Source organism: Mycobacterium sp. E342, assembly GCF_001667665.1.
In the GTDB taxonomy this organism is placed as follows: domain Bacteria; phylum Actinomycetota; class Actinomycetes; order Mycobacteriales; family Mycobacteriaceae; genus Mycobacterium.
Genome location: NZ_LZJM01000276.1, coordinates 5,458 through 18,598, shown reverse-complemented (window position 1 = coordinate 18,598; position 13,141 = coordinate 5,458). Strand labels below are relative to the sequence as shown.

1 protein-coding gene (cut by a window edge) is annotated in these 13,141 nt (G+C 69.3%); it reads right to left on the bottom strand.

Annotation, left to right across the window (positions count from 1 at the left end; all coding sequences use genetic code 11):
• Positions 1-13,141: part of a non-ribosomal peptide synthetase coding region (locus A5692_RS21695; RefSeq protein WP_068059653.1), annotated on the bottom strand (this coding region is incomplete at its 3' end). 15,715 nt of the annotated region lie to the left of the window's left edge; the window shows 13,141 of its 28,856 annotated nt.

The window sequence follows — 13,141 nt, the reverse complement described above, 5'->3', positions numbered from 1 at the left end:
CCAGGGAGAACACCAAATCCATTCGGGCCGAGTCGGTGTCGACCGGCATGGAGGTGACCTCGAGCTCGCCCAGCGTCAGACCGGAGGCGGGATCGTCGTTTCCGGCGAAGTTCTGCCAGGCCAGCATCACCTGCACCAGCGGGTGGTGGGTCAGGCTTCGGGCCGGGTTCAGCCGCTCCACCAGCAGCTCGAACGGCACGTCCTGGTTCTCGAAGGCCGCCAGGCTGCGTTGTTGAACCCGCGCCAACAGTTCGGTGAAGCTGGGGTCGCCGGCCAGGTCGACCCGCAGCACCAGCGTGTTGACGAAGAAACCCACGAGCTGGTCGAGCGCGCGGTCGCGGCGCCCGGCGATCGGGAATCCCACCGCCACATCCGAACTCGCGCTGAGCTTGGACAGCAACACCGCGAGCGCTGCCTGCACCACCATGAAGGTGGTCGCGTTGTGCTCGCGGGCCACCCGGCGCACCTGCTGCTGCAGCTCCGCCGGCCAGTCGACGACCACGCTGGAGCCGCGCTGATCGGCGACCGGCGGGTAGGGCCGGTCGGTGGGCAGCTGCAACCGTTCGGGCATGCCCGCCAGGGCGTCCTGCCAGTAGGACAGCTGGGCCGCGATCGCGCTGTCGCTGTCGTCGAGTTCGCCGAATTGCGCGCGCTGCCACAGCGTGTAGTCGACGTACTGCACGGGAAGGTCGGCCCAGCCCGGCACCTGCCCCGCGGACCGGCTGGCGTACGCCACACCGAGGTCGGCGGCCAGCGGCGTGAGCGACAACCCGTCCGCGGCGATGTGGTGCACCACGATCACCAACAGATGTTCCCGCTCACCGAGGGCGAAAAGCCGTGCGCGCAGTGGGGTTTCGGAGGCAAGATCGAACGTGTAGCGGGTCGCCGCTTCGATGGCCCGGTCCAGTTCGCCGTCCGCCCATCCGGTGGAATCGACGACGTCCCAGCCGAAGTCGACGTCCTCGGCCGGGACCACCACCTGCTCGGGCGTTCCGCCGCGGGCGGGGAATCGGGTGCGCAGGCTTTCGTGGCGCCCCACCACATCGGCCAGGGCCGCCCGCAGCGCGTCGGCATCGAGGCGCCCGCTCAGCCGCAACGCGGCGGCCATGTTGTAGATGGGCGACGGCCCCTGCAGCTGCTGGATGAACCACAACCGACTCTGGGCAAAGGACAACGGGATCACCGGCGGGCGTTCGCCGGCCACCAGCGGCGCCAGCCGGCCCGCGCCCTCGTCGATGCGGGGCGCCAGTTGGGTGACCGTCGGCGCCTCGAACACGACGCGCACCGGGAGGTCGGTGTCCAGCGACGAGTTGACCGCAGAGATCAGCCGCATCGTGGACAGCGAGTCGCCGCCGAGATCGAAGAACGAGTCGTCGACGCCGACGCGTTCGACGCCGAGCACCTCGGCGTAGATGCCGGCCAGGATTTCCTCGGTCGCGGTGGTAGGGGCGCGGTAGTTGTCGACGTCGCGATAGTCGGGTGCGGGCAGGGCGCGGGTGTCGAGTTTGCCGTTGACCGTCATGGGCAGGGCCGGGAGTACGACGACGGCCGCCGGGACCATGTAGGCGGGGAGGCGCTCGGCGAGCGCGGCCCGGGCCCTGCCCGCGTCCGCCGTCCCCGCGACGTACCCCACCAGGCGCTTGTCGCCGGGACGGTCCTCGCGGGCGACGACCACCGCCTGCTCCACCCCGTCCAAAGCGCCGAGCGCCGACTGGATTTCGCCGAGCTCGATGCGGTAGCCGCGGATCTTGACCTGCTCATCGGCGCGGCCCAGGTAGCGCAGTTGCCCATCGGGACCCCAGCACACCAGGTCGCCGGTGCGGTACATGCGAGTCCCGGGCGCGCCGAACGGGCATGCCATGAAGCGCGAGGCGGTCAACGCGGAGCGCCGCCAGTACCCGACGCCGACGCCGTCGCCGGCCAGATACAGCTCGCCGACCACGCCGGCCGGCACGGGCCGCAGCCATTCGTCGAGCACGAAGAAGGCCGCCCGGGTGACCGGGGACCCGATCGGCGGGAAGCCCGAACCCGCTTGCAGCGGCGCGCTCTTGGACGCCCACATCGTGGTTTCGGTGGGGCCGTAGACGTTCACCATCACCCGTCCGGGCGCCCAACGGTCCACCAGCTCGGGCGGGCAGGGCTCCGCGCCGATCACGAGTGCGGTCCCGTCCAGCCCGTCGGTCGAGAGCAACCCGACGGCGGACGGTGTCTGGGTGAGCACGGTGACTCCCTCGCCGACCAGCAGGGCGTGGAATTCCCAGGGCGAGCGGGACACCGCCTCGGGCACCACCACCAGGCGCCCACCGTGCAGCAACGCCCCCCAGATCTCCCACACCGAGAAGTCGAAGGCGTAGGAGTGGAACTGGGTCCACACCTGATCCGGCGAGAGCGCGATGCCGATCTGCAGGGCGTCGAAGAGCTGCGCGACGTTGTGCTGGGTTACCGCAACGCCTTTGGGCACACCGGTGGTGCCGGACGTGTAGATGATGTGGGCGAGGTCGTCGGGCGCGGGCGGCGGCGGCGCCGTGCCGGGCCGGCCCGCCAGGTCGGGGTGGTTCATGTCGACGACCGCCAGGTCGAACCCGTCCAGCCGGTCGGCCAGGGCGGCCGTGGTGACCGCGGCGATCGGCGCGGCGTCGGTGAGCATGAATTCCATCCGGGCCGCCGGCAGCGCCGGGTCGATCGGCAGGTAGGCGGCCCCGGACTTGAGCGCGGCCAGGATCGCCACGATCGCCTCGGCGGAACGCGAGAACAGCAGCGCCACCCGCTCGCCCGGGCGGGCGCCGTTCTCGATCAGCAGGTGCGCCAGCCGGTTGGCCGCCTCGTCCAGCTCCCGGTACGTCATGGAGGTGCCGTCGCAGACCAGCGCCACCGCATCGGGAGTGCGGTCCGCCTGCGCGGCGAACAACGCCGGAACCGTCACCGGCACTGCCGGCCGGGTCAGCACTCCCCTGTTGCCCCACCTCTCCAGTCGGGCGTGCTCACCGGCATCGAGCAGGTCTACCGACGACAACCGTCGCTCCGGTTCGGCGGTGACCGCCGTCAACAGCCGCTGCAACCGCTCGATCAACCGCTCGACCGTGTTGGCGTCGAAGATGTCGGTGCGGTATTCCGCCGTCACGACAATGCCGGCCCGCGCCCCCGACTCGGTGAAGCGCTCGGCAAGGGAGAACGTCAAATCCATGCGAGCGGTGTCGGTGTGGACGGGCATCGGCGTGACCTGCAGATCGCCCAGGGCCAATCCGCCCGCCGGAGCAGTGACCTCCCCGGGGAAGTTCTCCCAGCCCAACAACACCTGGATCAGCGGATGATGGCTCATGCTCCGGGTCGGGTTGAGCCGTTCCACCAGCAGTTCGAAGGGCACGTCCTGGTGTTCGAAGGCGGCCAGGCTGCGCCGTCGCACCTGCGCAAGCAGGTCGGCGAACGTGGGATCCCCGCCTAGCTCTTTCAGGTCGACCCGCAGCACCAGCGTGTTGACGAAGAAGCCGATCAATTCGTCGAGCGCCGGCTCGGTTCGCCCGGCGATCGGGAAGCCCACCGCCACGTCATCGCTCGCGCTGATCCTGGAGAGCAGCGCGGCGAACGCGGCCTGGATCACCATGAAGCTCGTCGCGTTGTGGTCGCGCGCCACCCGGCGAATCTGCTGCTGTAGCTCCGCCGGCCAGTCGACCGCCAGACGGGCGCCGCGGTGGTCGGCGACCTGCGGGTAGGGCCGATCGGTGGGCAGCTGCAGGCGTTCGGGCGACCCGGCCAGGGTGTCGGCCCAGAAGTTCAGCTGGGCCGAGATACGGCTGTCGGCATCATCGACGTCACCGAGATGCGCGCGCTGCCAGAGGGTGTAGTCGACGTACTGCACCGCCAACGGCGCCCAGTCGGGGGCATGCCCCGCGCACCGGCTGGCATACGCCACCCCGAGGTCACGCGCGAACGGGGTGATCGACCAGCCGTCGGCGGCGATGTGGTGCACCGCGACGACCAGGATGTGCGCATCCTCGCCGAGGGTGAAAAGCTCGGTGTGCAGCGGGCTTTCGCTCGCCAGATCGAAGGTGTAGCGGGCGGCCGCGGCCATGCGCTCACGCAGCCGGTCTTCCGGCCACCCGCGGGCGTCGATGACCTCGCAGGCGAAGCCGATCCGCTCGGCGGGAATCACCACCTGCTGCGGGATCCCGTCGGCGGCTGCAAACACCGTGCGCAGGCTTTCGTGCCGGGCGACCACGTCGGCCAGCGCCGCCCCGAGCGCGTCGGCGTTCAGGCACCCGCGCAGCCGCAACGCCACGGTGACGTTGTAAATCGGTGAGGGACCTTGGAACTGGTCGATGAACCACAGCCGGGTCTGGGCGAACGACAGCGGAATCACCGCCGGGCGGTCCCGCGCCACCAGTGGCTCGGGCCGGTTGGCTTCGTCACCGATGAGAAGCACCAACTCCGCGACGGTGGGCGCCTCGAAGACGGTCCGCACCCCGAGGTTCGCGTTCATGCTCGCGTTGACCGCGGCGATGAGCCGCATCGCCGACAGCGAGTCGCCACCCAGGTCGAAGAACGAGTCGTCGACACCGACCCGCTCCAGCCCCAGCACCCGTCCGTAGATGCCGACCAGGATCTCTTCGGCGGGAGTGGACGGGGCGCGGTAACGATCCACGTCCTGGTACTCCGGTTCGGGCAGGGCCCTGCGATCGAGCTTGCCCGAGGAGGTCATCGGGAATTCCTCGAGCGCCACGATGTGGGTCGGCACCATGTACTCGGGCAACCACGCGTTCAGCTGCTCGCGCACTTCACCGATCTTGGTGTTGGTGCGGGGGTCATTGGCGTGGCTGGTGCGCTGCCGCATTCCCGCCGGCGGCAGGTACAGATCGGTCAGGGCTGCGGCAGGCTGGTCGTCGGCCTCGACGAAAACCGCACTGAGAGTGCCGGGTTGGGCACCCCAGGTAACGGCGACGCGATAGCCGACGGAGTCGCCGACGCGATGCAGCTCTTCGGCGACGGCGACGGCAACGTCGGGATTGGCTTGGGCAAGTGCGTCCTCGACGGATAGGCCCGCGGCGAGCGCGCTCTGGACGCGGACGTCGGCGATCACTCCGGCCTGGGGGATGTCGGTGACGCGGACGACGGCAGGACGCAGCGACACCAGGTCGTCACGAAGTCCATCGAAGCCCGCGCGCTCCGTCCACGACCACGTGGGTGCGGTGGCCACCGACCGCACGGGTGCGGGTGCCTTGTAGATGACGACGTCGTAGCGGTACCTGTTCAGCTCGTTGTCGGAAAAGCCGCGTTTGAGTTGGATCTCCAATCCGCCCGCCGACGGCCGGTTGACGGCCCAGGTGGTGAAAAAGTCCGGGGCCAAGAGCAATTCGGTTTCACCGAGCATGGCGTGGCTGACCCGCTTGCGGATCTCGTCGGCGTCGGCGGCTTCTTCACTACGGGACAGGGCTATCCCGGTCTGGAACGCGCCCTGCAGTGCGTGGTTACGGACGTCACCGATGAACAGCGCCCCGCCGGGGGCCAGCAGCTCCATCGCGTGGTCGATGACCTCGGCCAGATATCCCGCGTTCGGAAAGTACTGGACGACCGAGTTGACGATGACGGTGTCGAAATGGCCGCGCGGCAACCGCTCCGTGACGTGGGCGGGCTGGGTGAGCAGCTCGACCCGGTCCCGCCATCCGAACTGCAACTGCTCCAGTGAGCGGGCCAGGTTTTCGATGGCCACGGGTGAGAAATCGGTGGCGACATATTGATCGCACTCCGGCGCGATCTGCGACAGCAGCAATCCCGAACCCGCGCCGATCTCGAGGACGCGCCGCGGCCGCAGGGCCATGATCCGATCCACCGTGGCGGCACGCCATTCGATCATCTCGTCGAGGGGGATCGGCTCGCCCGTGTAGCTGCTGTTCCAGCCGCGGAAGTCCATGCCGAATCCGGATCCGAGATCGGCGCCGTACAGGTCGTCGTAGAGGTGTTGCCACTCTTCGACGTCTTCCACATCGTGATCGGCGTTGGTGTTGTGGTCGAGGGTGACGTAGGCGACCAGATGAGAGCCGGCGGCGCCGTCGCGCACGGTGACGGCGGCCTGGGTGACGTGCGAGCACGCCAGCAGCGTGTTCTCGATCTCGCCCAATTCGATGCGCTGGCCGCGCAGTTTGATCTGTTTGTCGGCGCGACCCACGAAATCCAGGGTGCCGTCGCGGGTCCAGCGCACCAGGTCGCCGGTCCGGTACATGCGCGACCCGGCATCGCCGAATGGGTTGGCCACGAACCGTTCCGCCGTCAGGTCCACGCGCCCCATGTAGCCGTGCGCCAGCGCGGGCCCGCTCAGATACAGCTCGCCCACCACCCCGATCGGCGCCGGGTTCAGCCAGGCGTTGAGCACCATCGCGCAGACGCCCGGGATCGGGGTGCCGATGCGAATCGGCCCCTCGGCCGACAGGGGTGCACTCGTGGTGACCCAGATCGTGGTTTCGGTCGGGCCGTAGACGTTGAACATGCGCCGGCCCGGCGCCCACGCGGCCACCAACTCGGCAGGGCACGCCTCGCCGCCGACCATCAATCTGTCGAATTCCGGCAGCCGGGAACGATCCAGCGACGACAGCACCGTCGGGGTGAGGAAGGCCGCGTTGACGCGTTGACTCTGCAGCAACGTGGTCAGCGGCTCCCCGGCGTACACCCCGGGAGGGGCCACCGCCAGCGCCGCCCCCGACACCGCCGCCAACAGGATTTCGCCGACCGACGCGTCGAAGGTCGGCGCGGCCACCATCAGCACCCGCGTGTCCGAGCTCAGCCCGCACGACTCGCGTTGCGCGGCCGCCCATCCCAGCAGTCCCCCGTGGCCCACCACCACGCCTTTGGGGACACCGGTCGACCCCGAGGTGAAGATCACGTAGGCGGCGTCATGGGCCGCCAGTGGGGCCAGCCGATCGGCGTCGGTGATCGGGTCCGCGCTGACCCCCGACAGGTCCAGCCCGTCGATCCGCAGTACCGCGCGTGTTCCGGCCGCGGCGACTTCATCGGTGGCACAAGTCAATACGCAGACCGCCCTCGCGGCTTCGAGCACTGTGGTGATCCGCTCGACCGGGTGGTCCAGATCCACCGGCGTGTGCACGCCGCCGGCCTTGATCACCGCCCACCACGCGACCACCAACTCGAGGCAGCGATCCATCGCCACGCCCACCGCGCGCGCGGGGCCCACGCCGGCGTCGATCAGCTTGCGGGCCAGGCGGGTCGACCATTCGTCGAGCTGGAGATAGGACAGCCGCCGCTCGCCGTCGATCACGGCGACGGCGTCCGGGTCGGCCGCGACGGCCGCCGCCAGCAAGTCCGGCGCGACGCCCACCGGTGCGGCCGTACCGGCGCCGGACAACTCCGCCAGCACCAGGTCGCGCTCGTCGCGGTCGAGCAGCTGCACCCCGGACAGGCACCGTCCGGGATCAGACGTCATCGCCACCAACACCCGCTGGAATCGCTCGACGAGCGCTTCGACGCTCTCGGTGTCGAACACGTCGGCGTCGAACTCGACGTGCAGGCCGAGTTCGCGGCCCGGGAGCGCCTCCATCGTCAGCGGGTAGTGGTTGTATTCGCGGTTGGTGAAGCCGGCGATGGCCAGCCCGTCGGGGCCCAACTGCATGCCGTCCCCGATCGGGTAATTCTCGTAGACGAACAGGGTGTCGAAGAGCTGCTCGTGGCCGGTGAGGCGATGAATGTCGTTGAGCGCCAAGTGCTGATGTTCAAGCGTGTCGTTGTTGGTGTCCTGCAACTGGCGCAGCAGGTCCGCGGTGGTGGTGGTCGCGCCGATGTTGGCGCGCACCGGCACCGTATTGATCAACAGCCCTACCATCGATTCCGCGCCGGCCACTTCCAGCTGGCCCACGCGAGACCGCGGGGTGCCGAAGACGACGTCGTGCTGACCGGTCAGCGAGGTCAGCAGCAACGCCCAGGCGCCGTGCAGGACGGTGCTGACGGTGGTGTGGCAGGAGCGTGCCAGTTCGGTGACCGCGCTCGTGGTCTCCTCGGCTACCCGGAATGATGCCGCACCGCGCCGCCCTTGGCCCAGGCGATCCTTCGGGCCGACGAGCGTCGGCGTCTCGAAGTCGGCGAGGACCCCGGCCCAGGCCGCGCGGGCGGCGTCGAGGTCGCGATCGGCCAGCCAGGTGACGAAGCTGCGGTAGGGCGCGGCCGCACGAAGCGGTTCGCCGTAGTAGCTGGTGAAGATTTCGCGCAGCAGGATGGGCAGCGACCAACCGTCGAGCACGATGTGATGGTTGGTCAGCACCAGCCGGTGCCGGTCTTCTCCGGTGCGGATCACCGCGATCCGGAAGGGCGGCTGGCCGGCCAGGTCGCCGACGGCGGCGCGTTCGGCGGCGCAGAGCTCTTCGATCCGGCGCTCGGTGTCGAGATCGAAGTACCGCCACGCCACCGCCGGGCGGGCCGGGATGATCTGCACCGGCTCGTCGAACCGTTCGTAGAACCGAGCCGCCAGGTGCGGATGCCGGTTGATCACCGTGTGGACCGCATCGTGCAGGCGGTCGGGGTCCAGCGGGCCGGTGAGCGTGAAATCCAGTTGCACCGCATACATGTCGTCGCTGCCCTGCGCGGTGCTCGAGTGGAAGAGCAAGCCCTGCTGCAGCGGGGTCAGCGGCAGGATGTCGGCAAGGTCGTATCGCCGTTGCAACTCGTCGATCTGCGGTTGACTCAGCCGGGCGGGAGCGATGTCCGACGGTGTGAGCCCGCCGCCGCCGGCCCGCACGTGCGCACAGATGCCGGACAAAGCGTCGAACCACAGTCGGCTCAACCGACCGATCTGCGCTTCGTCGAGGGCCGACGGCGCCCAGGTCCAATTGGCCTGCAGTTGCGGACCGGAGTCGGTGTCGACGGTGCCCGCGTTGAGTTCGACGGTGTGCGCCAACGGCATCGGGATCGCCGCGGCGGCCGCGGTCAACGAGAGGCTCTCCGGGTGCAGCCGCCACAGCTCATCGGACAACTCGGTTCCGGCGACCAGGCGACCGAGGTAGTTGAACCCGATCGGCGGGTCGGCACCATCCAGCGTCGCGTCGCCGTTGAGGTAACGCAAGGCACCGTAGGTCAGCGGGTGCGGCACGGCGCGAAGCTGTTCCTTGGCTTCCTTGATCAGCGTTCCCAGCTCCGGCTCGCCGGCCTCCACCTGGGCCCAGGACATCCCGCCCACGGTCAAGGACACCGGGTATTTGGTGGTGAACCAGCCGACGGTGCGCGACAGGTCCACGTCGGGTGCGAGCTCCTCGTGGCGGCCGTGGCCTTCGACGTCGATGCCGATCGGGGCCTCGCCGCCCAGGAACTCCGTCCACGCCAGCGCGAACGCGATCAGCAGAATGTCTTGCACGCCGGCATGAAACGCCGCCGGGGCCTCGCCGATGAGCGTGCGGGTGACCTCGACGTCCAATGACACCGACAGGTGCCCGGCGGCGGCGTAGGTGTCGGCCTCGGGGCGGACCGCCGGCAGTGCGGGCGGAGTCGCCGTGATCCGCTTCCAGGCCCCGGCTTGCTCGATGACTTCCGGGCGGCGCGCGTGCTCGTCCAGCAGTGACGCCCAGCGAGCGAACGACGTCCCGCCTGCGGGCAGCGCCACCGGTTGCCCACCGTGGTGCTGCGCCCACGCGATATTCAAGTCCTCCAACAGGATTCGCCAGGACACCCCGTCAACGGCCAGGTGGTGGACGGTCAACGCCAGCTGACCGGTGCGGCCGGCCCACACCGCGCTGAGCATCGTTCCAGCGGCGGGGTCGAGCCGCGACCGGGCCGCCGCCAACGCCTCGTCCGAGAGAACATCCACCGGCCGCAGGCAGCCGGTCGCGTCCACGGAACCCGCGTCGGGTACCCGCAGCGCCCATCCGTCGGCGCCGTCGCCCTCGACGCGCAGCCGCAGCATGGCATGCCGATCCAGCAAGGCCTGCAACAGAATCGCCACGTCGGCGTCGGTCACCCCTGCGGGCGCCTGCAGCAGCATCGTCTGGTTGAACTGGTCCTTCGGGCCGTTCACGCCGTGCAACCACCGCATGATCGGGGTGGCCTGCACCGGGCCGATACCCTCGTCGATCACCTCGGCTTCGCCGCCGATCACCGCGGCCACGCGGGCCAGGCGGGCGACGGTCTGCTCGACGAAGACGTCGCGGGGCCGACACCTCAGGCCGGCGGCCCGCGCCCGCGACACCACCTGCAGCGCCAGGATGCTGTCGCCGCCGAGTTCGAAGAAGGAGTCGTCGGTGCCGACGCGGTCGACGCCAAGGACCTCGGCGTAGATGGTGGCCAGGATTTCTTCGACTGCGTTTTGCGGGGCGCGATACTCACCGGCGGCGTATTCGGGGGTGGGCAGCGCGCGGGTGTCCAGCTTGCCGTTGGCGGTCAGCGGCAGGGCCTGCAGTCCCACGATCGCCGCGGGCACCATGAACGCCGGCAACCGCTGCGCCAGCTGAGCGCGAAGCACAGCGGTATCGGCCTCTCCGGTGACATAACCGACCAGGCGCTTGTCGCCGGGGCGATCCTCGCGGGCCACCACCACCGCCTGACCCACACCCTCGAGTGCGCTCAGCGCCGCCTGGACCTCGCCCAACTCGATGCGATACCCGCGGATCTTGACCTGCTCATCGGCGCGCCCCAGATAACGCAGCTGCCCATCAGCACCCCAGCACGCCAGGTCGCCCGTGCGATACATCCGGGTTCCGGCCCCGCCGAACGGGCAGGCCACAAACCGCGACCCGGTCAGCCCGGGCCGGCCGAGATATCCCACGGCGACGCCGGATCCGGCCACATACAGCTCCCCGACCACCCCGACCGGTACCGGCCGCAACCAGCCATCAAGCACCAACAGCGCCGCCCCGGGCACCGGCGACCCGATCGGCGGCGCGCCCGACCCCGCCTCCAGCCGGGCGCTGATCGCCACGCACATCGTGGTCTCGGTCGGCCCATAGGCGTTGACCATCACCCGCCCCGGCGCCCACCGATCCACCACCTCGGGCGGGCAGGCCTCCCCGGCCATCACCAACGCCACCCCGTCCAGACCGGACGGATCCAGCATCGCCACCGCCGACGGCGTCTGCGTCAACACCGTCACGCCCTCAGCGATCAACACCGCGTGCAGATCCTCAGGCGAACGCGCGGTGTCCTCATCGACGACCACCACCCGCCCACCGCGCAACAGCGGGGCAAAAATCTCCCAGACCGACACGTCGAACGCCAGCGAATGCGCATGCGACCACACCCCCGGCACCGGCAAACCGGCCTCCAGCGACCCAATCAACTGCGTCACGTTACGATGCGTCACCGCAACACCTTTGGGCACACCCGTGGTACCCGAGGTATAAATCACATACGCCACACTGTCCGGTCCCGGCAGCGCAAGGCCCGTAGCGGGCAATGCGTCGAGGTCCCGATCGTTGACGTCGACGACAGGCACACCGTGGCCGTCGAACCGCCTGGCCAGATCACCGGTGCTGACCGCGACCACCGGCGTGGCGTCACCGAGCATGAACTCGATCCGGGTATCCGGTGAGACCGGGTCGATCGGCAGATAGGCCGCCCCGGTCTTGAGCACCGCCAGCATCGCCGCGACCGCCTCGGCCGACCGCGAAAAGAGCAGCGCCACAGTCTGTCCCGGGCGTGCACCGTGGGCCACCAACAGGTGCGCCAACCGGTTCGACGCCTCGTCCAGCTCCCGGTAGGTCACGGACACGCCCGCGCACACCAACGCCACCGCCCCCGGCGCACGCGCCACCTGCGCGGCGAACAACGAAGGCACCGACACCGGCGCATCCACCTGCCCCGTCAAAACCGCCGTATTGCCAACCGCTTCCAGACGCGCGTGCTCGGTCAGGTCGAGCAGATCCACCGACGACAACACCCGCGAAGGATCAGCCGCCATCGCCACCAACACCCGCTGCAGGCGCCCCGCCAAATCCGAGACATCGAAGTTCGAGAACGGTTGCCCGACACCGACGGTGCTCAGGAATTGCTGATCCCCGAAGCCGAGGAAGAACAGTCCGAAGTGACCGACGGGGCCGAAGGTGGTGTACGTGGCGGTCGCCGGGACGCCGGCGAGGCTGAGGGTGAGTCTGGCCGGAACGAAGTTGACGACGACCCGGTTGGACGCCTGCGGCGCACCCCGAAACCCACCGTCGCCGCCAAGCATGTGAACAGGAAAACGCTGATGCCGCAGCGCTTCTCGCGAGCGCACGTCGACCTGCTGGAGGAAGTCGGCGACCGTCCCGCGCGGCGACGCGTTCAAGACAAGGGGCACGACCCCGGCGAGCATGCCGGGATGCGTCTTCGATTCGGGATCCGTCCGGCGGCTGACCGGGAAGTCGAGCACCACCTCGTCGGAATTGTCGGTGCGGAACCCGCGCACCAACAGCGCGCACGCAGCGGTGAGCACCGACGACCGGCGGATGCCCAGTGCTTTGGACAGCTGTTTGATCAGGGCGACCACCGACGAGTCCAATTGGACCGGCGCGGAGGGTGCGTAGGGGTCCCGCTCGCCGGCGGTTTGGGTCAACCGATAATCGGGCTCGCTCGCGGAAGGCAGGTGTTCGGCCCAATAGGTTTGGTCCGCGAGGTAATCGGCGGAAGCCGCATACTCCGCCTCGCTGTCGACAAGGTCACGCAACGAGCCGAAGAAGGCCGGCGATATCGCCGCGCCGGTGGCAAGTGCTGAATAGACGGCCGCAATCCGGCGGCCAAGCAGCGCGATGCCCAACCCGTCGATGGCGATGTGATGGCAGCAGCTGAACCAGTAGTACTCATCGGGCGCCGTCTGGAAGAGATAGAAGTTGATCATCGGGCCGGTGAGCGGCATCGGCGTGCGTTGGATGGCCGACGCCCGCTCCCGGACCTCGCGCTCGGGATCGGGCGAACCGCTCACATCGTAGAAGGCCAGTTCGACATCGGGGTCCTCGATCGCGGTCTGGAAGACTTCGCCGTCTACCTCGAAGAAGCACGCCCGGATGCTTTCGGCCTCGCCCACCACGTGACGCATCGCCCGCTCGAACAAACCGCGGTCAACCGTGCCCTCGATCCGCACGAGCACCCCGAGCTGCCACGCCACATCGAAGTGACCCGTTTGCTGCGCGAGCCAGATGTCCAGCTGCGCCCGCGTCAGCGGCAATGCACGGTCACGGCGTTCCAC